Here is a 24,573-nt window from a genome sequence, read left to right as displayed (position 1 = left end):
TATAATGGCTACCCTACTCCTTTCCGCTACCTTTGTTGTTAACGCCCAATCTGTTACCCTTGCAGCGCCACAAATTATTGCCCACCGCGCAGGAACGGCTGATGCGCCAGAAAATACCTTACCGGCTATCGATAAAGCACTGTCTAATGGTGCTGACGCCATATGGATTACATTACAACTATCGAAAGATAATATTCCGGTATTGTATCGCCCTATAGACCTCAAAGAGTTGACAGATAAGTCCGGTGCCATCTCAGGTTATACTGCACAACAACTGGCTAAAGTGGATGCGAGCGTTGCCTATGATAAGAAACATCATATTCAACCTAAGGCTGGCTCACACACAGGTATTCCCACACTTGATGAAGTGCTGAAGAAGTATCCTGACACGACATTCTATCTGGACATTAAATCGCCCGATGCCAACCCAATAACCTTTGCCAAAGCCCTAAAAGAGACGCTTACCGCAACCAGCAAGGGAGAAAAAGATCGCTTCGCACGTACCCGGGTTTACTCTACGGATGATAACTATCTGGAGGCACTGGATACAGTCAATGCAGACAGCGATGCCTCGCATAAAATCAAGCGATTTGAAAGCCGCAACTTTACCCGTACTCAATTAGCTAATATTATGATGGATCATAAATGTGAATTGCCAGCAGATAATAAAGAGCGTTGGTATGGTTTAGAGCTACATCGCAAAGTACAAGTGGTAGAAAAATACACGTTGGGCGAAGGCCGTTCTGACGCAGTATTAAGCTGGGATAAAGAGGCGATGGATTGTTTTAGAAGGAATACCAACGCACATATTATTTTCTTCGGCATCAATACTCCCGAAGATTATAAAAAAGCGAGAGAATTACAGGCAAATGGAGTTATGGTTGATTCTCCTGCACTTTTTAAAAGTATAGTGAGCAAGTAAGAATAAATAAGTAAAAAACAACCACAATGGTATAGACGTAAATCAGAAAATGAAAAAACAGCATTATCGCCGTAGACTAATCAGCCACGAATAGCACTAAAGCGTAAATACCCCCCCTGGTCAACACTGAGTTGGCTGGGGGGTTATATCTAAATTTACTTGTCGTGCATATAACCACGTTTTATACAGAATGCTCGGCATTAAAGCATCGTAATCTATAACACATCTTATAGGATACGGTATTGATCCAATTTTTTCTGGCGAGCGGCTTCCTTAGCCAAGCGCTTCTTACGAGAATCACAAGGCTCAGGGCAATCACATACTTTCTCCATCCCCAAACCCGCTATTCCTCCGCAACTGCCCTGTAAGGTTTTACGTTTTACGATATAACCTAACGACATCCCGCCGATGGCCAATAGAAAGAAAACAAAGGATGCGATAAAAACAGTCAACATATCCTCTCCTATCAAGGCCGTTTTTGCAGATAAGGTTTGAACGCATCAGAATAGCGTTCCTCAAAACCTTCATCGGTTTTTACTATCATAAACACCGGAATACCCAGTAAATTAGCGAGTGCCATCCCTCTTTCTGGCCCAAGGACATCTAACCCAGTCGACAGTCCATCTGCGGTCATACAGCTTGGGTCCAAAACAGTAATTGAGACTAATCGATGGTTAATTGGTCGGCCGGTATCCGGGTCAATCGTATGTGAGTAACGCACACCATTCTGTTCAAAGTAATTACGATAATCCCCTGAGGTTGCTATTGCCATACGTCCAGGTTCGATAACCTCTTGAGCACTTTGCGCAGAACCTGCGACAGGTTTTTCTATCGCAATGCGCCAAGGTTTATTTTCCCCATTATTGCCACGAGTCCGTACTTCCCCTCCGATATCAACCATATAGTTGGTGATATTTTGCGTTTCCAGATATTCGGCCACAACATCGACCCCATATCCCTTGGCAATAGAGGATAGATCAACATACAACTCAGGGATCCGTTTGACCAAGGCACCATTTTCTACGGCCAGATTATTAATACCGACCCATGCCTGACGTTTGGCAATTTCAGCCTCAGTAGGAACAACATCTGGCCGCCCTTCAGGACCAAAGCCCCATAAGTTAACCAAAGGTCCAACGGTGACATCCAGCGCACCATCGGTCAGGCGATTAATGCGAATAGCCTCACGCACGACTTTAGCCGTCGCCGCTGAAACCGCGAAAGGTGTATTCACTGCGCGACTTTGATTAAAGCGACTCAATTCAGAGTCGGGCCGATATGTCGACATCTGGTCATTAACCTGTTCCAACTCGCGGTCTATTTCCTGCTGTAACTTCTCTGGGCTGGGTGTGGATGAGTCACTCATATACTTAATTGAATATGAAGTTCCCATGGTTTTACCTTCGAGATTAACTTGCTCAGGACCACATCCTGTGAGCAGCAAAATCCCCACCACTGCCATGAACCAATGTGTTATCTGTTTCTGCACAAATATCCCCAATTGCAGTAAAAAGCCGTGTAATGGCAAATCAGCCACCAAAATCATCAAGCATAATATTGTCGTCTTCCACACCGAGATCCTTCAGCATCTTGATAACTGCCGCATTCATCATCGGAGGGCCACACATATAGAATTCACAATCTTCCGGTGCCGGATGATTTTTAAGGTAATTTTCTAACAACACGTTATGAATGAAGCCGGTATATCCCGTCCAATTATCTTCCGGTTGTGGGTCTGATAATGCAACGTGCCAACGGAAATTATCATTCTCAGCCTGTAACTGGTCAAAATCTTCTTCATAGAACATTTCACGCCGTGAACGCGCACCATACCAAAAACTGATTTTACGCTTCGAATGTAGCCGCTTAAGCTGATCAAAAATATGCGAGCGCATCGGTGCCATACCCGCCCCACCGCCAATAAAGACCATCTCGGCATCGGTATCTTTGGCAAAAAACTCACCAAATGGACCAGAGATAATCACCTTATCACCGGGTTTTAGTGACCAGATATAAGAGGACATAATGCCCGGCGGCGCATCAGGAACTGACGGTGGTGGCGTGGCAATACGCACGTTAAGCATGATAATGCCACGCTCTTGTGGGTAGTTTGCCATCGAGTAGGCACGCACCGTTGGTTCAACGACCACTGACTCGAACCGGAACAGATTGAATTTATCCCAATCACCGCGATATTCATCAGGCACATCGAAGTCCGCATATTTAACGGTATGCGGTTCAGCTTCTATTTGGATAAAACCACCAGCACGGAATGGCACCACTTCACCATCTGGAATCTTCAGTTTCAGTTCTTTGATAAATGTGGCTTTATTATCATTAGAGATAACTTCACACTCCCACTTTTTCACCCCAAAGATTTCTTCTGGCAATTCAATTTTCAGATTTTGCTTAACGCTAACCTGGCAAGCTAACCGGCAGCCTTCTTTCGCTTCACGCTTTGAGATATGTGAAAGTTCCGTCGGCAGGATATCCCCGCCACCTTCTTTAATCGTCACGCGGCACTGCCCGCAGGAACCGCCACCACCACAAGCTGAAGAAACGAAAATACCTTGGCTGGAAAGCATGTTGAGCAGCTTATCCCCTGCCGGAGCGGTAAAACTTTTGTCCGCATCATCATTAACATCAACGGTAATATCACCGGTATTCACCAATTTTGATTTGGCAAATAGAATCATCACCGTCAATGCCAGTACGATGAGGGTGAACATCACTACGCCCAGAATTATTTCCATGAATTATTCCTGCCTTTATAAATTCACACCGGAGAAAGACATAAACCCTAAGGCCATCAATCCGGTTGTGATAAAGGTGATCCCTAACCCCTGTAAGCCCGCAGGCACATTGGCATATTTCATTTTTTCGCGAATACCTGCGAGCGCTACAATCGCCAGCATCCAACCGATACCCGAGCCAAAGCCGTAAACGATGGACTCAGGGAAGTTGTAATCTCGTTGCGCCATAAAGGAGACGCCGCCGAAGATGGCGCAGTTGACGGTGATCAGTGGCAGGAAAATACCCAATGCGTTATAAAGTGCCGGGAAATAGCGATCGAGAATCATCTCCAACACCTGCACTATGGCAGCGATAACACCAATAAAGGTGATGAAGTTGAGGAAACTAAGATCAACCCCTTCAACCAATGCGCCATCACGCAGCACCAGGTTATAAACCAGATTATTCGCAGGTACTGAGATACCCAATACCACCGTTACCGCGATACCAAGGCCAAAGGCGGTCGACACTTTCTTGGAAACAGCGAGGAAAGTACACATCCCCAAAAAGAATGCTAACGCCATATTCTCCACAAACACCGCGCGGACAAACAGACTGATGTAATGTTCCATCATCAATTACTCCTTCTCAATCTGCGCAGGTTTCAGGGTACGCAGACCCCAAATCAGCAAACCAATGATAAAGAATGCGCTTGGTGCCAACAGGAACAATCCGTTCGGCTGATACCACCCGCCGTTCTGGACGGTTTCAAATACTGTTACTCCAAATAATTTGCCGGAGCCAATCAGTTCGCGGACAAAACCCACCAACACCAGCACCACGCCGTAACCCAAACCATTACCAATACCATCCATAAAGCTTTCAATCGGCGGCGATTTCATCGCATAAGCTTCAGCACGCCCCATCACAATACAGTTAGTAATAATCAGGCCGACAAATACTGATAGCTGTTTGGATATCTCATAGGCATAAGCCCGTAAGATCTGATCGACCACAATCACCAGCGAGGCAATAATCACCATCTGAACAATGATGCGCACGCTGTTTGGAATATGATTGCGAATCAGTGAGATAAAGAAACTGGAGAACGCCGTTACCAAGGTAACGGCCAGCGTCATCACTAATGCGGTTTCCAGCTTGGTGGTCACCGCCAGTGCGGAACAAACGCCAAGGATCTGTAAGGCTATCGGGTTGTTATCAAATAACGGCCCAAATAAAACCCGTTTAATCTCTTTGCTATCAGCCATTTTTTAACGCTCCTTCGCGCACTTTTTTCAGGAACGGGCCAAAGCCGTTTTCACCGAGCCAAAAATCAAAGCTGTTTTGCACCCCATTAGAGGTCAAGGTTGCGCCTGACAGACCATCGATGGCGTGAGGATCATTAGCCGGTGCGCGCCCTTTAACAATATGAATAGCCGGTTGCCCTTGCTCGTCAAATAACCGCTTACCAATCCATTGGTTACGCCAGATTGGGTTCTCAACCTCGCCTCCCAGACCTGGGGTCTCACCCTGATCGTAATAGGTGATACCACGCACCGTTTTGCCGTCAGTGTCGATGGCAACAAAGGCATACATCATTGACCACAGACCGGAGCCATAAACAGGTAGAACTATCTTGTTGATTTGACCACTTTCACCACGTACCAGGTAGATTTCAACGACATTCGCGCGCCGGCGGATGCCAGCAATATCCTGTGCGGGCGTCAGGGCAATGCTCATTTGGTCACTACGCAGTGCCTGAGCACGATCAAAGGTTGCCGGATCTTGTTGAATAAACGCACCGCTTTGCAAATCCAGCAGCCGTGGTTCAATGCGCAGCGCAAATTCCCGCTGAACGTTTTCTGTCGGCATTCTTGGTTGCAACAAACCCGCTACCGCTAGAATATTGCGCTGTTTGTCTAATAGCCGTTGCTCCTGCTGCTTGGCTTTCAAACCAACAGCCGCACCAGAAACCACCACAGAACACACCAGACAGAGCACAATTACCACCAGCAACGTTTTGCTGATGCTGTCATTATTTCTTGGTTTATCACTCGCCACGCGCTTTCCTCCGCTTGATGTTGGCCTGAACAACCACATAGTCAAACAGCGGTGCAAACAGGTTGGCGAACAGGATCGCCAGCATCATTCCTTCGGGATAAGCTGGATTAGCGACGCGGATTAACACACACATCGCACCAATCAAGCCGCCATACCACCATTTCCCTTTATTGGTAAAGGAAGCCGATACCGGGTCGGTCGCCATAAAGATCATCCCGAAAGCGAAACCACCGAGTACCAGATGCCAATACCACGGCATGGCAAATAACGGATTGGTAGTGGAACCAACCCAGTTAAATAGGTAGGCCGTGGCAATCATGCCAATCATGACCCCAGCCACAATCCGCCACGAGGCGATGCGGCCGAAAAGAATAATGGCACCGCCAATCAGGATCATCAGCGTAGAGACCTCGCCAATAGAACCGGGAATATTACCGAGGAAAGCATCCATCCACGTAATAGGCTGATTAGTAATGGTGTTAACCAAACTGTGGCTACCGTTGACACTCCATTGTGACAATGGAGTTGCACCAGAAAAACCATCAGCGGCAGTCCACACCAAATCACCGGATATCTGTGCCGGATAAGCAAAGAATAGGAAAGCACGCCCAGCCAGTGCCGGGTTGAGGAAGTTACGCCCGGTGCCACCAAAAATCTCTTTACCAATAACCACACCGAAAGAGATCCCAAGTGCTGCTTGCCATAATGGCAATGTGGGAGGGACTATCAGGGCAAACAGAATCGAGGTGACAAAGAAACCTTCGTTGATTTCATGCTTGCGGACAATAGAGAATACCACTTCCCAAAAACCGCCGACCACAAACACAACGGCATAGATAGGCAGAAAATAAACCGCCCCCAGCACCATTTTGCTTGCCCAGCCAGCATCTGGAGCCAATGACGCCCCGAGCATTTGTGCCAACCAGTAATGCCAGTCACTGGCTATAACCTGTTGCAGTTCCGCGCCACTGTAGAGTTGGTTTAGCGCCGGGATAGCCTGTAGCCCTACGTTATACATGCCCCAGAACATGGCTGGGAATACCGCCAACCATACCAGAATCATCATCCTTTTCAGGTCGATTGCATCTCGTACATGGGAAGCACCCGGTGTTACTTTGCCCTGCGTATAGAAAATAGTGGCTGCGGCTTCATATAGCGGATAGTACTTCTCTAATTTGCCACCCGCTTCAAAGTGGTGCTCTATTTTCTCAAGAAAATTTTTCAGGCCCATCAGTTATCCTTCCTGCTCAATCTGGGTCAATATGTCGCGCAGTGCCGGACCGTATTCGTACTTACCGGGGCAGACAAATGTACATAAAGCCAAATCTTCTTCATCTAACTCCAGGCACCCTAGCGCTTGCGCGCTGTCGGTATCACCGGATAACAGATCACGCAACAAATGGGTTGCCAGGATATCCAGTGGCATCACCCGCTCATAGTTGCCAATAGGCACCATAGCGCGCTCCCCGCCGTGCATATCGGTAGAGAAAGCAAACAGTTTGCGTTTGAAGAAATGGCCCAGCGTGGTGCGGGTGATCGAATATTTATCGCGACCTGGCATTACCCAACCAAATAGCTCTTTTTCTCGCCCTTCGCGGATAACCGATACTTGCTGGTGGAAACGCCCCAAATAACCATGAGTTGCGGAGAAAGCCGTGCCGCTGAGGACTGAACCAGAGATAATACGGTTCTCCCCCTCTTTTAACTTAGCCGCAGTTAATTCAGCCAGGCTGGCACCCAAACGGGTGCGCACTAATACCGGTTGATTTACCTGTGGACCCGCCAGCGCAACGATGCGGTCAGTACAGAGTTCACCACGGGTAAATAATTTACCGATAGCAATCACATCCTGATAACCCACATGCCACACCATTTTACGCAAGCTCACCGGCTCAAGAAAATGGATGTGGGTACCAACCAGACCCGCAGGATGCGGGCCGGAGAATTCATTATAAGTTATCTGGGCATTCGAATGGTTGGCAACCACCTGCCCCGGGGCATGGCCCACATGCACCTTGCCTTCAGTTAGACGTGTAAGAACAGTTAAACCATGCTTAAAGGCGTCTGACTCAGTGGCAATAATGACCTGCGGATCGGCTGCCAGCGGTTGGGTATCCATTGCACTGACAAAAATAGCGCGTGGGTGACTACCAGGAACAGGGGTTTTACTAAACGGGCGGGTTCTGAATGCGGTCCATAAACCAGACGCCAGTAATAGGCTTTGCACCTGTTCATTGCTCAGATGATTAAGGTCCGCTGCATCATAGTGTGGGAAAGGAACTTGCTCATCCCCTTCAATCGCTATCACAACAGATTGTAGCACCCGGCGTTCACCACGATTAATAGCGCTAATTCTACCACTGGCGATCGCAGTAAAGGTCACCCCTGGATTTTTTTTATCTTCAAAGAGCGCCTGGCCTTTCTTAACCCAATCACCTTCTTGCACCAACATTGAGGGGCGCATGCCCACATACTCTTCACCGAGCAGAGCCACATGACGAATAGCAGGACCATCCTCTATCACCTGCACAGGTGCTCCGGCGATGGGTAGGTCGAGTCCTTTCTTTATTTTAATCATAGGTTTGAGCGACTTTATTAGTTATATCAAATGCTGTACTTAGCCCAGAGTGTACAGCCACATAAAGATAAGATACTTTCATGGTTCAGTTAAACGACGGTTTAATACCCAGTCAATTAGATAAACATAAACGCTAATTGAAAGCATCGCGGTAATGAGTACTGATACCCACATTGAATGATTTCAGGGTAAAATGGCTGTTATAACGATTACATGTGCAAGCCATCAGCAGTGGACGATTTTAGCATTTTCATTCCGCACTGTCTGACAAATGCAGTGACCTGGGTCAAGCAAACACGAATATTTTACGGCTAATTTATCTATCCACTCGGTAAAATCGTATCGTTAATTCATGTTTACCGACTTTGTGGTTATTTTATACAAAACATATATTGCTAAAATTTTTCCGACTGATAATCTGCGCCTATAAATCGAAAAATGCAGTGGCATAATTTACATAATATAAGTAGGAATAATAAATGGGCAAAATCGCACGGTTGTTTGCGATGCTTACGTTTGTGGTGATAATTGGTTTGCCTGCGGTATCCTTCACCAGCTCAGCCAGTGAGCCTGTGGCAGTATCCAAAGAGCTAAAACAACAATTACTCGGGTCATCGGTCTATATTCAGATTTTCAAAGAAGAACGTACCCTGGAATTATACGCCAGACTACAAGGTGAATATCGTTTAGTGCAAAGCTATCGCATCTGTGAATTTTCAGGTGGCCTTGGCCCAAAACGCCGTGAAGGGGATTTTAAAAGCCCGGAAGGTTTTTACAGTATTGATATGCGCCATTTAAAACCTGACAGTAAGTTTTATCGGGCAATCAATATTGGCTTCCCAAATGATTATGATAAGTCGCAGGGTTATTCAGGGAAATATCTGATGATCCACGGCGCTTGCAAATCAATCGGCTGTTATGCAATGACCGATGCCTATATGGACGAGATATTTAACTACGTGCAAACGGCATTTATCTTTGGTCAGGAAAAAGTGGATATCAGTATCTATCCATTCCGTATGACTGAACAAAATATGCAACGCCACCGTAACTCGTCGGATTACAGCTTCTGGCGGCAATTACAGCCGGGATATGCCTATTTTACCAAAAACCGGATGCCCCCCTCCGTTGCAGTGATCAACGGGCAGTATGTACTCAGCCGCCCGCCAGTCTCCAATGCACCGGTATCGCAATATGCGCTCACCAAATCAAATTCGCTCACCAAAACAGAATAATGCAAATTCACCTGGTGCAATTTTGTGCCAGGTTTCATTACCTGTCAGGGGTTGAGTCGCGATCACCGTGACCACATCTTTGGGTGTGGTCTGGCGTTGAAAATCTATCTCAACATCTTGATCCAGTAAGGTCGCTTTACCAAAAGGTGCCCGGCGCGTAATCCAATACAGATTGGTCGAACAGAACGCCATCACAAAACGCCCATCCGAGAGCAACATATTAAAGACCCCTTTTGCCCGCAACTGCTCACATAGGGTAGCGATATAGCGGAATACCGCTGGCCAGTTACTGGGAGTACGAGGGTAGCGCTTTGCCAATTGATTAAGTAGCCAGCAGAAAGCATATTCGCTGTCAGTCTGACCGATAGGCCGGAAAGTACCGGTCTCTAATTGACGATAACCTTTAAGTTGGCCGTTATGGGCATACGTCCAGTTTCGCCCCCACATTTCGCGGGTAAAAGGGTGGGTATTCTCTAACGCCACTTCACCGCGATTTGCCTGACGGATATGAGAAACCACCGCACAGGATTTTATCGGGTAGTCTTGTACCAAACGGGCTATGGGTGAATTAAAACTGGGTTGGGGATCTTTAAACGTGCGGCAACCATTACCTTCATAAAAGGTAATACCCCAGCCATCTTTATGTGGGCCAGTCCCCCCGCCCCTTTGCACCAGGCCAGTAAAGCTAAAGCAAATATCCGTGGGAACATTTGCGCTCATCCCGAGCAATTCGCACATAACCAACCTCCCGCGTATATCTTAGCTCTTGGTGTTGCAGCGTTGTAGCTGCTCTCGCTCACCGTCAAGGTGATCAACGAGATTGATAATACCGTTGATCACCACGACATATCAGGCTTTAACCATCTCTTTTTCAATCAATTGAATCAAGATATGAATCACTTTGATATGAATTTCCTGAATGCGATCGGCATAACCCAAATGGGGAACCCGAATTTCGATATTTGCCGTGCCCGCCATTTTGCCACCGTCTTTACCCGTCAGGGTGATAACCTTCATCCCTTTGGCACGAGCAGCATCAATCGCCTTAATGACATTAGCTGAATTACCAGAAGTGGAAATACCGAGTAATACATCCCCTGCGCGACCGACGGCTTCAACATAACGAGAGAAGATATAGTCATAGCCAAAATCATTACTAACACAAGAGATATGGCTAACATCTGAAATAGCAATCGCCGGATAACCTGGACGATTCTCGCGGTAGCGGCCGGTCAACTCTTCGGCAAAATGCATGGCATCACAATGGGAACCGCCATTACCGCATGACAAGACTTTACCGCCAGCCTTAAAAGAATCAGCCAATAATACGGCTGCGTTCGCAATAGCATTGATATTGCTATCATCTTGCAAAAAGTTTGCCAGTGTGTCTGCTGCTTCATTCAATTCACTGCGGATTAAATCCTGGTACATGGGAGCCTCTTTATAGTTCTATGGCATCGATATTCATCAGCCGTCAGTGTACCGGATAGCATAAACAGCGAGAAGCACTGTAATGAATAAGACATAAGAGTTTTAACTATTAATGCGGGCAGTTTGTGAGATGAGTTGTAAATAACATGTAATGGTATTGATAAAAATAATGAGATGGACTACAACAAATGTATCTCTCAACAGGTCAGACCTCCTACATCTCAGGAGCTTCACTATGATGGTTCTTAGCATTGTTGCCTTACTGGTTCTTATTGGTGTGCTGTTCTATCACCAGGTGAACCTCTATCTCAGTAGTTTGATTCTTGTCGTTTACACCGCCGCGATGGGAGCGTTGCAGTTATGGTCATTCTGGGCATTATTGCCTCTGGTGATTGTTTTGCTACCCCTGACGCTGACCCCACTGCGCCAGTCACTGTTTTCTGCACCCGCATTGCGCATGTTCCGTAAAGTCATGCCTGCGATGTCACGCACCGAAAAAGAAGCGATTGATGCAGGTACCACTTGGTGGGAAGGTGATTTATTCCAGGGCCAGCCTGACTGGAAGAAACTGCATAACTACCCAAAACCGCAGTTAACCGCCGAAGAACAAGCTTTTATTGATGGGCCGGTAGAAGAAGCCTGTCGTATGGCTAATGACTTCCAAATTACCCACGAACTGGCTGACTTGCCGCCAGAACTGTGGGCGTATCTGAAAGAACACCGCTTCTTTGCGATGATCATTAAGAAAGAGTACGGCGGCCTTGATTTCTCAGCTTATGCTCAGGCACGTGTACTGCAAAAACTGTCTGGCGTGTCTGGCATTTTAGCCATCACGGTTGGTGTTCCTAACTCTCTCGGCCCCGGCGAATTGCTGCAACACTACGGCACTGAAGAGCAAAAAAATCATTATTTGCCTGGTTTGGCCCGTGGCGACGAGATCCCTTGTTTCGCCCTGACCAGCCCAGAAGCGGGTTCTGATGCCGGCGCAATCCCAGATACCGGCACCGTCTGTATGGGCGAATGGCAAGGTAAGCAGGTACTGGGCATGCGCCTGACCTGGAATAAACGCTATATCACCCTCGCCCCGATCGCCACAGTGCTCGGGCTGGCGTTCAAACTGTCTGACCCTGAACATCTGTTGGGCGATACCGTTGATTTAGGCATCACCTGTGCGCTGATCCCAACCAACACCCCTGGGGTGGAAATTGGTCGTCGTCACTTCCCACTGAATGTGCCATTCCAAAATGGCCCGACCCGTGGCAATGATATCTTTGTGCCGATTGATTACATCATCGGCGGGCCAAAAATGGCTGGGCAGGGCTGGCGCATGCTGGTGGAATGCCTGTCTGTTGGCCGCGGGATTACCTTGCCGTCCAATGCCACTGGTAGCTTGAAAAGTGTGGCGATGGGGATCGGTGCTTACGCCTATATTCGTCGTCAGTTCAAAATCTCAATCGGTAAAATGGAAGGGATTGAAGAGCCGTTGGCGCGAATCGCCGGTAATGCTTATGTGATGGACGCGGCGGCAACCTTAATTACCAGCGGTATTATGCTAGGTGAGAAACCGGCGGTGTTATCCGCTATCGTTAAATATCACTGTACCCACCGTGGTCAACGCGCCGTGATGGATGCCATGGATATTGCGGGCGGTAAAGGGATCTGCCTTGGGCCGGCCAACTTCGTAGCCCGTGGCTACCAAGGTGCCCCTATCGGTATCACCGTTGAAGGCGCTAACATTCTGACCCGTAGCATGATTATCTTCGGCCAAGGGGCAATCCGTTGCCATCCGTTTGTTCTGGATGAAATGGCAGCAGCACAATCGAATGATGTTGCCGCCTTCGATAAAGCGCTGTTCGGTCATTTGGGCCATGTGGGTAGCAGCAAAATCCGTAGTTTCTGGTTGGGGCTGACCAATGGCCGCACCAGTGCCACACCAACCAAAGACAGCACTCGCCGTTATTACCAGCATCTGAACCGCCTGAGCGCCAATTTAGCTTTACTGTCTGATGTCTCAATGGGCGTGTTGGGTGGCAGCCTGAAACGTCGTGAACGTATCTCTGCCCGTCTGGGGGATATTCTCAGCCAAATGTATCTGGCATCAGCAACGTTGAAACGCTATGAAGACGAAGGCCGCCAAAAAGAAGACCTGCCGTTGGTACATTGGGGTGTGCAAGATGCCCTGCATCAGGCAGAGCAGGCTCTGGATGATTTACTGCGTAACTTCCCAAATGGCGTTATTGCCGGGTTAATGCGGTTGGTGGTCTTCCCGTTTGGTCGCGTACATCAGGCACCGTCAGACCAGCTGGACCATCAACTGGCGCAGTTACTGCAAGTACCTTCAGCAACCCGCAGCCGTATTGGTCGTGGTCAGTATCTGACACCGAGCGAGTTTAATCCGGTAGGTTTGCTGGAAGCCGCTTTGCAAGATGTGATTGCAGCAGAGCCAATTCATAAGCGCCTGAGTAAAGAAGCGGGTAAAAGCCTGCCATTTACTCGCCTGGATGTGCTGGCAAAAAATGCGCTGGCTGAAGGGAAAATCAATGTTGAAGAGGCCGCTATTTTGACTAAAGCAGAAGAGAGTCGCCTGCGCTCAATTAATGTCGATGAGTTTGCAGCCGATGCCTTGGCAGCCAAGCCCGCACTAAAGCAGCCAACCAAACAACGGCAAACTGAAGCGGCGTAATAAATAAGTCTTATTGATGTTAGTGTCTACTCAAGCCTCCGATTCAGGAGGCTTTTTTTATCCTCTTTCAGCACCACAATCATCAAGCAGGCCTCTAATAATTAGCCCGAATTGCTCAGGTTTCCCGCTAAACAGCACATTATCAGGCTGAATTGTTAACAACTGGCGACGTAGGCTATTACGCCACTCAATATCGGTGATCAGCCGCACGGTAACCGCAATATACTCAGCCAAATCATGCGCAATCAGCTCCTCAGATAATCCCAGCCGACGGAACAATCCCTCATCGATATGTTCGTGTACTTCAGCCCCACTCAGGCAAACACCGGGTAACCCCTGACGCACAGTATCGACGATGCCATTGGTATTGCCGAAAGGAAAAGGATTAATAAACAGGTCACACTGATTAATAACCAATAAATAGTCCTGATAGGCCAAATGCTCATAGATTTTAGCTTGAGGGATAACAGCATTAACGGCTTTTTCCATCACTCGATGGGTAATTCCCCAGCAAAAACCCACCAAAAAATGAAATATCACCGGCGTTGATGTTTGCCGGGCAATCTCAGCACAGGTATCGATAAAGCGAGGGTTAATTTTCATCGCCGAGGCACAAACCGCGATATGTACCGCTGGGCGCTCATCGAAATGTTGTATCGGTTCCGGCTGGCAAATATTGGCAGGCGGCACATAGGGCAGACAGTCCTTGGGTAACGCAACCACTTTTTCGGAGAAACACTGAGGATCCCCCAGATAATCCTCTTCCACTAATACCGCATCAATATAGCCGGAATGGGTCGTTGCCGGATGGCCTAGTGCCATTATCTGTAAGGGGGCTAAGCGTAAATTAGTCAGTGCAATGGTGAGTGGGAACATCCCGACACTGGGGAAGTAGATAACATCCGGTCGCAATTGTTGCGCCAATGCCACAATAGCCTCAACCGCCCCCGCCCGCTGGACCTCGGTAAAATCATCAAAAACGTCACGGGTGATGGCATCAGTGGCCCCCACAATGGTGACGCCATGGGTGGAAAACTGCTCACGCGCGGCGCGCAACGTACTGGAGTGAGTACGGTAAATAGAATGGCCGCTGTTAAACCACTCCAGGATAACCAGCATCAATGGTTTATCCCGTGCAGGTGGGAGGGAGTGGTTATCAGATAGCCCATTGTGCAGCAACGTGTTACGTAAGTGAAAATTAATACTGCGTTTTATGGCGTGTTTTGCTGCTCTATCCGCATAACTGCAATGCATATAAACATCGTGCAGGATGCGTTCAGGTAAGCCCTCAAGATTCTCTAGCGTTAGTAGTTTTTCAGGTAACCACTCTAATAGCCGCTCACGTTTCGCATGCCCGGCAGCGCTGGGTAAAATACGTGGCGACAGTAACGCCAGAAACAGTGCCGCGGCAACCGGGGGATTAAATTGCCACAATATATCCGGCTGAAGCGGAATACCCGATTCAGGTAAATACATCAGGCAAAATTTCAGAAAATTATGGTGCTCAAAGCGCAAAGGATGAGCGCATCCCTCCCCCGCTTGATTAAGGTTGGTAATCACATGATCCGCATGACCAAAAGGTGATGCGGCAAATATCAACGCTATCCAGCGATGGAAATTAATCAGTTGTAAAAAACCTTTATCGGATACCACAAAACCAGGATCAGAAAGTAGGTTGCCAATAGCCGCAGCCAGGCGATTACAGTAATGCTCCTGTTGCTGTACCGATTGATGCTTAAGCGAAAAAACATCCCAGCGGCCATATTGGCGGTCCAGTTGCTCCAACATCAAGACCAGTAATCGCCCCGCCTCCTCATAGCGCCGCACACACACTAAAAACTCGAAATAGGGTAATGAGAATGCGGTCGACTGTTCTACCGCTGATGCTAATTCAGCCGTTTTCTCCACCATTGTCAGCTCACCTTTTTACATCGATATCACGATTTCTCTAGCAAATTTAGAGAGTTAAAAATCCATTACTCCTGACCCGATATTTTAGTCAGAGGGTTCCACTTACCGAGAACATGGGTCCCGCATAGCTCGTGCTGATTGGTAACCTGTTCGGAGGTTATACCCTTAGGAATACAAACCGTGAGGCTGATATGGTCTGTACTATCATGCTCATATTCAGTCAGGATAGAGGGCGGTAAAGTTTGTGTTTCAAAGGCACTGAGGATTTGGTTTCGTCTTCTGAGTAACGAGGCTGATTCCCCCCCCTCCTGAGACTGAGCTACCTGCGTACTATCTCCAGTCGATTTCCCTCCGGGATTAGGGGCCGGCCTGACTTTATCGCCAAAATTATTTTTATTAACAGGTTTGCCATTGATAATCACATTGTCACCAATATTCTCCGGCAAGGTGAAAAACACCGATGGCTTATATGAGCCGGTATTCCCGCTAAGCGTGATGTCAGTTATCGCTGCATAATCATTGAGGAAAATACCATGAGTATTGTCGGAACGGCCGTTGACCCTACCACCACTCATTGGGCCACCAATATGCACACCATGACCATCACCTGCGGCATCACCATTAATCGTCGTATTGCCGCTGTTGAATACTAGCCCCGTGGTCTCCACGCCATGACCATCGCTGGCATTACCGCCTAAGGTGGTGTCATTCAGCGTATTGTTGCCGCCTAACTGAACACCGGTGCCTTTCTCACCGCTAGCATTGCCGGTCACCGTCAGCAGATCATCCGGTGCCGGGCCACTGAGCGAGGCATTTTCACCAATATCAACACCGGTGCCGTTAGTGGTATCGCCTTGCACCACGCTGCCGTTGCCACCTGTCAGATTAGCGGCGAACTCTACCCCCTTACCGTCCGGGCTGTTGCCGTTGAGGATGGCGTGGTCCAGATTACTGTCATTTGCCACCTTGATGCCGCTGCCATTAGCTGATGTACCATTAATTGTGCCGCCACTGACTGCCCCGCCAAGCTGGACACCGTTGCCATTCTCCGATTTACCCCCAATCGTGGTATTACCTTCATTTTGTAGTAAGCCATTAATATCCACCCCAGTACCCTCAGTGGCATTCCCCGTCAGGGTGGTGTTATCAAGGAGATTGATACCGTCAAGCTGCACGCCGGTGCCATTCTCGCCGCTGGCGTTGCCGGTAACATTGAGCAGATCACCCAGGCCACCGCCCTCCAGGAGGATTTGTTTACCAATGTCCACCCCGGTGCCGTTAGTGGTATCGCCATATACCGCACTGTCGTTTTGCCCCGTCAGATTCGCGGCGATCTCTACCCCCTTGCCGTCAGGGCTGTTGCCGTTAAGGGTGGCGTGGTCCAGATTACTGTCATTTACCACCTTGATGCCGCTGCCATTAGCTGATGTACCAGTAACTGTGCTACCGCTGACTGCCCCTCCAAGCTGGACACCGTTGCCATTCTCAGATTTACCCCCAATCGTGGTGTTACCTTCATTTTGTAGTAAACCATTAATATCCACCCCGGTGCCGTTAGTGGCATTCCCTGCCAACGAGGTGTTATCAAGGAGATTGAGACCGTCAAGCTGCACGCCGGTGCCATTCTCGCCGGTGGCGTTGCCGGTAACATTGAGCAGATCATCCAGGCCGCCGCCCTCCAGGAGGATTTGTTTAGCAATGTCCACCCCGGTGCCGTTAGTGGTATCGCCCTGTATCACACTGCCATTGCGGCCAGTGAGGTTACCGGCGATCTCCACCCCTTTGCCATCAGGACTGTTACCGTTAAGGGTGGTGTTATTAAGTTGGGTATCACCATCAACTTTGACACCCGTACCCCTATCCGAGTTGCCATTAACCGTGCCGCCAGCGATCGCCCCGTTCAGCGCCACCCCGTTGCCGCCAGTGGCTTTGCCATCCACACGGGTATTCCAGTTATTCACCAGCGGACCGGCAATATCAACACCGGTACCCTGAGTGGCGTTACCGTTTAGCGTGGTATTATCAAGGGTATTATTACCTTCCAATTGCACACCAGTGCCTTTATCGCCCATCGCATTACCGTTGACAGCAAACAGATCGTCCGTGCCGCCACCAGTGAGAGTGGCATCTCTATCGATATACACTCCCGTGCCGTTAACCACCTCACCCTGTACTGCGCTGCCGTGGCTACCTGACAGGCGGCCCCCGATCTCCACCCCGTTACCATCCGAACTATTTCCCACCAGCACGGTATTATTCAGCACCGTGTCGCCATTGACGCCAACCCCAGAACCAGTATCGGAGATGCCATTGATGCGGCTGTCATCAAGCACACCATTCATAACTTGAACACCAATGCCACTGGCCGCAGTCCCATTCACCACACTGTCGCTCAGTTGGCCATTAACCCGCACACCAATACCGCTGCCGGAAGCAGTGCCGTTCAATACCGTATTGCCTTGATTGGTCAGTGGGCCGATGATATGCAATGCAATACCATCCACAGCCGAGCCATTTAAGCTGGTATTACTTAAATCATTATTGCCATTGAGTTTTATCCCAGTACCGGTATCTGTTGTTGCCACCCCGTTTAGTGTCAGCAAATCGGTTTCACTGGTGCCGATGACATGTAAATTTTCTGCTATATCAATGCCATAACCAACACCATCGGTGGTGCCATTAATAACACTCTGATGGACACCCTTTATATCATTGGCAATCTCTACGCCGATGCCATTAGTACTACTGCCATTGAGCGTGGCATTATCCAACACGGCATGAGTGACAATATTAGCACCCGGCAGTGGATCAATTTTCACACCACTGCCATTCATTGATTCTCCGGCCAGAGTGGTATCAGCAATAGTGGCATTGCCGCTAATGCGCAGACCTTCGGCATGGGTTGAACTCCCGGTGACATTAATACGATTAATTTGATGCTCGGCACTGAAGAGGTGAACACCGGCGCTATCAATACTGGTTCCTTCAATCGTGACCGGGCCGGTACCGTTATTAACCACACCGGAAATAGCAACCCCAATACCTTCGACACTACTGCCGCTAATGAGAGTGTCACCCTCGCCACTTAATACCACGGTATTATTACTGGTAGGAAAGTTAATGCCGACACCGCTGGTTGAGCGCCCTTCCATTTTGAAAGAACCATTATTGTTTATCGTTAACTGAGCCGCATCTGTATGGGTAATACCCTCTCCGCCAGCAGTCGCTGGTGCCCCTTTATTTTCACCGAGGAGAGATAATTGGCTACCTTTAGCAATATTGAGTGTATTCACGCCATTAAAATCAATCCCTTTGCGGGTAGCACCATTGCCTTCTGTCTCGCCTTGAAACGCAATACTCCCTTCAACCGACAAGGTACTATTGGCTCTAAAACCAACGCCTGAGCCTTGCGTCGTATTAAATGCTTTACCGATCATCGAGCCATTTTGGGCTTTTATACTGATATTCCCCCCCAAACTTAATGCAGTGCTTAATGAAGTCGGTAAAGCGGCCAGTGTTTCAGAATAAACAGTAACATTCCCCGCAGTAGCATTAAGTTCTACATCAGTAAAGTAAACGTGTCTCGAACCCTGAGACAGACCATTGATATCAATATTGTGCTCAGTTGATGTCAGCGTCGTATTTAATAGATAGACAGATGCTCGCGTAGCAGCCCCCATATCAGCCTTACCATTTAAGGTGATATTTCCTTGTGCATTAAGATTATTATGTGACGTATTTGAATCCCCTTGAATAAAAATCCCTTCGCCATCACCGGTGGCAACTCCCGTCAGATTAATATCTTTCTTAGCATTAAAAATGGTATTTGGCTTAATCAAAATACCTTCTTTTTCGGAGGTTACATTGGCATTAATATCACCTGTTGTAGCAGTAATATTAGATTCACGTATTGCCAATCCGGCAGAGCTAGTCGAGTTAGAGACAACGTTAACCTCATTTGCTGTGAGATCTAAATTGGCCCAGGTTATGCCTTTTGAACCATTGTTATTTACTGTGAAGTTTCCGTTTTTAGTTTCAATATTAGCCCCATCAATACCAACACCCGCCCCTGTAGTATTGCCATGATTATTGGCTACTATTGATATATCTTTCCCCGCAGTGATATTTACTTTGTTAGATGAGGTCCCATTTATTGTCACCGCCTCCACAGCGAGTGCTGAGGTATTGGCAACTAATAATATATCTTGCCCTGCCGTCATCGCACTATTACCGCTGAACCCGAAGGCTTTATGTGTGGCGGAGGTTAAATTGGTTCTAATATCATTTTTAGCAGTAAGAACTGTATTTTTCATCAATACAACGTCATTACCGATGATATTACCATTCATTAAAATATTATCGGCACTGATAGTGACATTATTGAAAGGGCTGCCTTTGACCCCACTGATATTTAAATTAAAATCGCCTCCCTGTGCTTTTATATTGGCAAAATCCGCAACAACTGTAGTACCGATTTCCGTTCCTTCATTAACCGCCACCAGCGATATATTACCACCGGCAGTCATATTGACCTGAACACTACTGGAGTTACCACTTATCCTGATGGCATCAGCACCCGCAACTGTAGAGTTCGTGGTTACGCCTTTCAGATTAATATCGCCACTGGCGTTTATATTAGTGTTACCTGAGATCCATAGCCCTTTATTGGTAGTAGTAGCATTAACATCAATATTACCGGCAGTTGCCGTAAGATTACTGTCTCTGAGTAATAAACCATCAACTCCAGTGATATTGATATTTAATTTTACATTATTGCCACTAACTTGAGATTCCTTTATCCGTAACCCAAGGTTAGCCTGGGTAAAGATATCACCATTGATATCAAATAAAACATTGCCAGACTTAGAGTAAATACTGCCATTAATAAAGTCCATCCCACCATATGCACTACCATTGGTATTTACCAGGAATGTGATATCTTTATCACCGGTAATGGTTGCATTCGTAAATGTGCCTACCCACGAACTTTTAGAATTAGACTTAAGAGCAAATAATATATTACCCGAACCAGTCAAGACTGAGTCATCAGATATATCAACACCACGCCACCCTTGCCCATTAGCATGACTACTTTCACCCGCTATACGCGTTTCACCTGCCACAGAAATATTAGCAGCATGACTGATACTCACCCCAATTTGCGATGCCACCCCTGCATTTCCTTCAAGAGTGAAGTTGCCGACATCATATCTCCCACCCATAATAATAATACGAGTCGCACTGTTATCATTGGCATGTTTTGCCAACAAATCCCCTTTATTTAACAACACATCACTATTATTTAATGTAATAACAGAGTCGGCAGTGGAATTACCCGCTAATAAATTAAGATTCAGCTTGCCAACATTAGCGGTAATATTATTGTTAACAACAACATTGCCGTCAGCATGTAATGTCAGCGTAGCATCGCCACCTGCTGTTTTATTGATATCAGCCTCTAGCGTAATATTGCACCAGCGGCAATTCGTTAAAGTGTGATTAGTGGTAGTCACCGTCACATTGGTGCCGCGATCGAGTTGAGTATTGATACTGCTATTCAATATTTGCGCTACCTTGGCCGTCGGAGCGAAAACCTGGGTATTTTTCACATATCCAGCAGGAATGTCCCCAACCTGAACCATTACCCCGCTCTCAGCACCACTACCAACAATACTTACCTCTGCGGGATCAAGTAACCAACTCCCCTGACTACCATGAATAGCCGCAGTATCAACCTGACCAAAAGCCTGTAAATTACGGTTACTGGATGTTTCTACCTGCCCACCATTACCTGACTGTAGCCCACCACGAGCATAAATATTGCCATAGAAGCCAGTGTAATCTTCTGACCATAGCACGGCGGTACCACCCGACCCGTGGTTTGAAGCAGAAACATCAATATCCGCACCTTTATCCATGACGACTGCTCGGGCATTTTTTATCGCATTATTTTTACCCTGCCAATCGCCCCCGACCAGGACTTTGCCACCGCCCTCAGCCCCGCGAGCATCAATTTTGCTCGTGGCGACCAAATGTATCTTTTCACCTTGCAAGATAACATTCCCGCCACGGCCCTGCGCACTACTGACATCAATAACACCTTGCTGGCTCACCACCCCTTCACTGCCGCCATCGAGGTAAATAACGCCATTTTTTTCAGATAAACTATGCGCCTGCAAAATACCGGTATTATCAATCACGGTATTCATTAACATCTCTTTGCCGCGCGCGGTCAGTTGGATAACCCCGCCATCAGCCTGAATCAGCCCGCCGTTTTGCAATAAAGTACTGACCTGCTCACCCTGAACTTGCACACTCAGCAAGCTGCCGTGATCCAGATTAAGGGTGACGCGACTCCCGCTCGCTAATGCTACTTTTCCTTGCGGCGACGCGATAACACCGGAAGCCTGATTATCAACCTGCTGGCCAATCAGCGCGATATAGCCACCAGGGGTGGTGCGCAAATTAGCCTGATTAACCAACTTGCCTTCATGTCTTCGGCTGGTCAACGTATAGCGCCCAGAAACAAAATCCTGATTTGACATGGACTTAGTACTGGCAACCAAACCACCAACATCAACTTGCGCACCTTTTCCAAACAGAATGCCATTCGGATTAAGTAAAAAGACCTGACCATTCGCTTTTAGGCTGCCATATATCTGCGATGCATCGCGACCAAGCACCCGGTTCAGCGCAATACTCTGCTGCCCTGGCTGGTTATAAATAACGCTGTTCCCCTGCGCGATATCAAAGCTGCCCCAATTGATTGCCAACTTATCGCTTTGCTGAGTCACGGTAAGGGTGGTGTTGTGAACATTCAACACACCTTGACCGATAATAATATTACCGTTAACCGGCAGTGAGGGATGGGCGAATACCCGTAGCGGTAATATGCCAAGTGCTAATCCCGTCATGATGGCCAGGCGGCTTAATATTCCAGCGTTTGTATTATTGTCATTAATGACTTTTTTGCCGCCAGACGAAAAGGACCGTCCGTAAGTTCGGGTAAATTCTCCGACAGCAATTAAACATCCCAACCGACGGCAGAAAATAAGTTTGTATAATTTACTGTTCATTATTCACGTCCATTAAATCTGACAAATATGCCAATAAGCGCTAAAACATCTTGTAAGCGCTAAGCCAAAGTTGGTCGTTATCCGGTTGTGCAATTGCAGCTTGGCCGGTTCGATGTGCCCAAGTCAGATTCAAGGTGTAATCTGCCGGACGAAAGAGTGTGATATAGGCACCAAAGCCAGACAGGTTAATATTATTCCCCGTCAGGCCCGCGATAGGCTGGCGATAGTAAGAGCCCCACCCTTGGTCAAAAAATGCCGCAAAGGTGATTTGATTCCCAGTACCTGCCCATGTGGGAAGTAAGAGTTGCCAGTGGGTGCGTAATTCGGTAGTGAAAAGAGTGCCTTTATCCACCGCCCCTTCACCAATGCCATAGGCGCGCACCGCCAGCGGCCCACCTAATAACAGTTTTTGTGAGCTATCAAGATTCTTACTGGCCATTTGACCGGTAAATTGGTTGAAAAAGGTGAAATAAGGGCCAAACCCCTGATCATGACCGGCACGATAATTAAAACGGGCAAAAGTGCCACCAATACCAGTTAAGGAATTCATGCTTTGACTGAATTCGTCATCCAATGACAGATGGCCTGCCGTACCCAGTAAAGTGAAATTACTGAGTCCTCTAGGTACTGCGGTAAACGTACCACCAAGACCAAACTCACCGGCATCCAGATTGCGCTTTTGTTCTGGCAGCATAATCAGTGAATCACGCATTCTGCTCTGATAATAACCGGTATTCACATCAATTCTAGCTGCCGAATTACGGATCCACGGATGGCGTAAATTAATGCCCCAAGTGTTAGAATGGCCATGAGCATCCAATATTTCGAAAGGCCCCTTCAGGGTATAATCCAGATAACTATAATTAAGCGCTGCACGGGTGCCATAAGTATTAATGGGGAAGTTGTAATCCAACATGCCATTGAATACATCTACCGAACTGGATAAAATCAAATCAGTGCGTAGTTGATCACCCCAGCCGGTCATATTATTGAGTGCCCCACCGACTAATAACCGATTATGACCAGAATAATCATTACCCTGATTATCCACACCGAGATATCCCATCGCAGTCTGTCCAGGGGAAATATCAGCATAAACTCTCGTCATTCCCGATTGAGTTCCCGGTTTTAATGCCAAAGCAGCATCAACCCCTGGAATTTCATTAAGAATAAGGGTGGTGCGTTCAAGGCGGGATAACTCAGCCGGAGAAGCGGCACAATCTTTATTGCCAACAAAACCCACTGCTTTGCTACAACTATTACTTTCAATCACCGCAGTAGCAAAATCAGTATTCAACCGGCTCTGATTATTAATCTCCGGTTTATCTAATCTGCCAGCAATAATACGAACTATGACAACACCTTCACGGATAGTTTGTGGTGGCAATATTGCCTGAGCGGCAACAAATCCTTGTTGTCGATAAAAGCGAGTTACCGCTAACGTCATGACTTGTAAATCATTAAAGGTTAATTGTTGCCCCAACCAAGGCGTAATTACGGCGCGTAGTGCTTTATTATTTCTGTTATTGTGCCGCAATAACTGGGTATCACCCTCGAATCTAACCTCACGTAACATGATTCTTCCCGCCGAGGTAGAACCGCCAAACGATGTAGGAGGGAGCAAAGGTGGAAGTTTGATTTCAGCTTCCTGTGGCGCACGCAATGGCACCGGTGTTGTTTGCCGTATTTCGTTACTAATCACACCCGCATTCGGTACATTTATGACCTGAGGAGCGGCGACTACCTGTGAGCAAAAAAAAAGGGCAAACATGATTACTGTGGAACTCAGTTTAGTCTGATACCGTAATTTTTCTGGATAATAAAAATGTCGCATAAAATACGCCTGCTTAGCATGATGATAACGCCAGTTTAAATAATAATAACCTCCGTCATTTAATACTGGCCCACATAGTTGATTTTAGTTAGCAAGTTAATAACATGAT

Annotated in this window: 16 protein-coding genes; 3 read left to right on the top strand and 13 right to left on the bottom strand. The window is 47.5% G+C overall.

Annotated features, from left to right (window positions below; genetic code table 11):
* Position 1: 1 nt before the first annotated feature.
* On the top strand, positions 2-922 hold the full coding sequence (locus V1952_RS09325) for a glycerophosphodiester phosphodiesterase family protein (protein WP_420074648.1): 921 nt from the start codon (positions 2-4) through the stop codon (positions 920-922).
* 227 nt (positions 923-1,149) lie between these two features.
* Here the strand turns inward: V1952_RS09325 and nqrM are convergent, their stop codons facing one another.
* The 8 genes from nqrM to V1952_RS09285 are packed head-to-tail and all read right to left on the bottom strand — an operon-like array spanning position 1,150 to position 8,294.
* On the bottom strand, positions 1,150-1,377 hold the full coding sequence (gene nqrM / locus V1952_RS09320) for a (Na+)-NQR maturation NqrM (protein WP_372558154.1): 228 nt from the start codon (positions 1,375-1,377) through the stop codon (positions 1,150-1,152).
* Positions 1,378-1,388: 11 nt separating this feature from the next.
* Positions 1,389-2,411 carry an FAD:protein FMN transferase gene (locus V1952_RS09315; RefSeq protein WP_372559836.1) on the bottom strand — a complete coding sequence of 341 codons (1,023 nt, stop codon included), beginning with the start codon at positions 2,409-2,411 and terminating at the stop codon, positions 1,389-1,391.
* Between the two features lie 40 nt (positions 2,412-2,451).
* Positions 2,452-3,675, bottom strand: coding sequence for an NADH:ubiquinone reductase (Na(+)-transporting) subunit F (gene nqrF / locus V1952_RS09310; RefSeq protein ID WP_372558153.1), 1,224 nt, complete (start codon positions 3,673-3,675; stop codon positions 2,452-2,454).
* Between the two features lie 15 nt (positions 3,676-3,690).
* Complete coding sequence (gene nqrE / locus V1952_RS09305; RefSeq protein ID WP_004392325.1) at positions 3,691-4,287, bottom strand: NADH:ubiquinone reductase (Na(+)-transporting) subunit E; 597 nt, start codon at positions 4,285-4,287, stop codon at positions 3,691-3,693.
* Between the two features lie 6 nt (positions 4,288-4,293).
* A complete protein-coding gene (locus tag V1952_RS09300; protein WP_083160140.1) occupies positions 4,294-4,923 on the bottom strand; it encodes an NADH:ubiquinone reductase (Na(+)-transporting) subunit D in 630 nt (209 codons plus the stop codon).
* Positions 4,916-5,716: a Na(+)-translocating NADH-quinone reductase subunit C gene (locus tag V1952_RS09295; protein WP_420074647.1), complete on the bottom strand. Its 801-nt coding sequence runs from the start codon at positions 5,714-5,716 to the stop codon at positions 4,916-4,918. The genes V1952_RS09300 and V1952_RS09295 overlap by 8 nt, the downstream gene beginning before the upstream one ends.
* Positions 5,706-6,947, bottom strand: coding sequence for an NADH:ubiquinone reductase (Na(+)-transporting) subunit B (locus V1952_RS09290; protein WP_083160144.1), 1,242 nt, complete (start codon positions 6,945-6,947; stop codon positions 5,706-5,708). Before V1952_RS09290 ends, V1952_RS09295 begins: the two co-directional genes overlap by 11 nt.
* Positions 6,948-6,950: 3 nt before the next feature.
* Positions 6,951-8,294 (bottom strand): Na(+)-translocating NADH-quinone reductase subunit A, encoded by a 1,344-nt coding sequence (locus V1952_RS09285; protein WP_420071432.1) that lies wholly within the window; start codon positions 8,292-8,294, stop codon positions 6,951-6,953.
* Between the two features lie 479 nt (positions 8,295-8,773).
* Between V1952_RS09285 and dpaA the strand changes: the two genes are divergently transcribed.
* Positions 8,774-9,529 carry a peptidoglycan meso-diaminopimelic acid protein amidase gene (dpaA, locus tag V1952_RS09280; RefSeq protein WP_083160149.1) on the top strand — a complete coding sequence of 252 codons (756 nt, stop codon included), beginning with the start codon at positions 8,774-8,776 and terminating at the stop codon, positions 9,527-9,529.
* On the opposite strand, the gene V1952_RS09275 is transcribed toward dpaA, so the two are convergent.
* Positions 9,503-10,267, bottom strand: coding sequence for a class II glutamine amidotransferase (locus V1952_RS09275; RefSeq protein WP_102970460.1), 765 nt, complete (start codon positions 10,265-10,267; stop codon positions 9,503-9,505). The genes dpaA and V1952_RS09275 overlap by 27 nt on opposite strands.
* A gap of 111 nt (positions 10,268-10,378) precedes the next feature.
* Positions 10,379-10,960 carry a D-sedoheptulose 7-phosphate isomerase gene (gene lpcA, locus V1952_RS09270; RefSeq protein ID WP_420071431.1) on the bottom strand — a complete coding sequence of 194 codons (582 nt, stop codon included), beginning with the start codon at positions 10,958-10,960 and terminating at the stop codon, positions 10,379-10,381.
* A gap of 235 nt (positions 10,961-11,195) precedes the next feature.
* Between lpcA and fadE the strand changes: the two genes are divergently transcribed.
* Positions 11,196-13,643 carry an acyl-CoA dehydrogenase FadE gene (gene fadE, locus V1952_RS09265; protein WP_083160153.1) on the top strand — a complete coding sequence of 816 codons (2,448 nt, stop codon included), beginning with the start codon at positions 11,196-11,198 and terminating at the stop codon, positions 13,641-13,643.
* A gap of 57 nt (positions 13,644-13,700) precedes the next feature.
* Here the strand turns inward: fadE and V1952_RS09260 are convergent, their stop codons facing one another.
* The 3 genes from V1952_RS09260 to V1952_RS09250 all read right to left on the bottom strand — a co-directional run bounded on the left by V1952_RS09260 (position 13,701) and on the right by V1952_RS09250 (position 24,464).
* Complete coding sequence (locus V1952_RS09260) at positions 13,701-15,554, bottom strand: glycosyltransferase (protein ID WP_372558147.1); 1,854 nt, start codon at positions 15,552-15,554, stop codon at positions 13,701-13,703.
* A 65-nt stretch (positions 15,555-15,619) separates the two neighbouring features.
* Positions 15,620-22,630 (bottom strand): filamentous hemagglutinin N-terminal domain-containing protein, encoded by a 7,011-nt coding sequence (locus V1952_RS09255; protein ID WP_420074646.1) that lies wholly within the window; start codon positions 22,628-22,630, stop codon positions 15,620-15,622.
* Positions 22,631-22,670: 40 nt separating this feature from the next.
* A complete protein-coding gene (locus V1952_RS09250) occupies positions 22,671-24,464 on the bottom strand; it encodes a ShlB/FhaC/HecB family hemolysin secretion/activation protein (RefSeq protein ID WP_420074645.1) in 1,794 nt (597 codons plus the stop codon).
* Positions 24,465-24,573 lie beyond the last annotated feature (109 nt).

The sequence above is a fragment of the Yersinia sp. 2542 StPb PI genome, from assembly GCF_048593855.1.
Lineage (GTDB): Bacteria > Pseudomonadota > Gammaproteobacteria > Enterobacterales > Enterobacteriaceae > Yersinia > Yersinia enterocolitica_E.
Note: the sequence above shows the minus strand (reverse complement) of the source record. Positions and strands in the feature narration are given on the sequence as shown.

What these genes read in the sequence shown, in the direction of transcription:
- nqrM (WP_372558154.1), bottom strand. Translation starts at nt 1,377, where the DNA reads ATGTTGACTGTTTTTATCGCATCCTTTGTTTTCTTTCTATTGGCCATC.
- nqrF (WP_372558153.1), bottom strand. Translation starts at nt 3,675, where the DNA reads ATGGAAATAATTCTGGGCGTAGTGATGTTCACCCTCATCGTACTGGCA.
- nqrE (WP_004392325.1), bottom strand. Translation starts at nt 4,287, where the DNA reads ATGGAACATTACATCAGTCTGTTTGTCCGCGCGGTGTTTGTGGAGAAT.
- V1952_RS09300 (WP_083160140.1), bottom strand. Translation starts at nt 4,923, where the DNA reads ATGGCTGATAGCAAAGAGATTAAACGGGTTTTATTTGGGCCGTTATTT.
- V1952_RS09290 (WP_083160144.1), bottom strand. Translation starts at nt 6,947, where the DNA reads ATGGGCCTGAAAAATTTTCTTGAGAAAATAGAGCACCACTTTGAAGCG.
- V1952_RS09285 (WP_420071432.1), bottom strand. Translation starts at nt 8,294, where the DNA reads ATGATTAAAATAAAGAAAGGACTCGACCTACCCATCGCCGGAGCACCT.
- dpaA (WP_083160149.1), top strand. Translation starts at nt 8,774, where the DNA reads ATGGGCAAAATCGCACGGTTGTTTGCGATGCTTACGTTTGTGGTGATA.
- V1952_RS09275 (WP_102970460.1), bottom strand. Translation starts at nt 10,267, where the DNA reads ATGTGCGAATTGCTCGGGATGAGCGCAAATGTTCCCACGGATATTTGC.
- lpcA (WP_420071431.1), bottom strand. Translation starts at nt 10,960, where the DNA reads ATGTACCAGGATTTAATCCGCAGTGAATTGAATGAAGCAGCAGACACA.
- fadE (WP_083160153.1), top strand. Translation starts at nt 11,196, where the DNA reads ATGATGGTTCTTAGCATTGTTGCCTTACTGGTTCTTATTGGTGTGCTG.
- V1952_RS09260 (WP_372558147.1), bottom strand. Translation starts at nt 15,554, where the DNA reads ATGGTGGAGAAAACGGCTGAATTAGCATCAGCGGTAGAACAGTCGACC.
- V1952_RS09255 (WP_420074646.1), bottom strand. Translation starts at nt 22,630, where the DNA reads ATGAACAGTAAATTATACAAACTTATTTTCTGCCGTCGGTTGGGATGT.
- V1952_RS09250 (WP_420074645.1), bottom strand. Translation starts at nt 24,464, where the DNA reads ATGCGACATTTTTATTATCCAGAAAAATTACGGTATCAGACTAAACTG.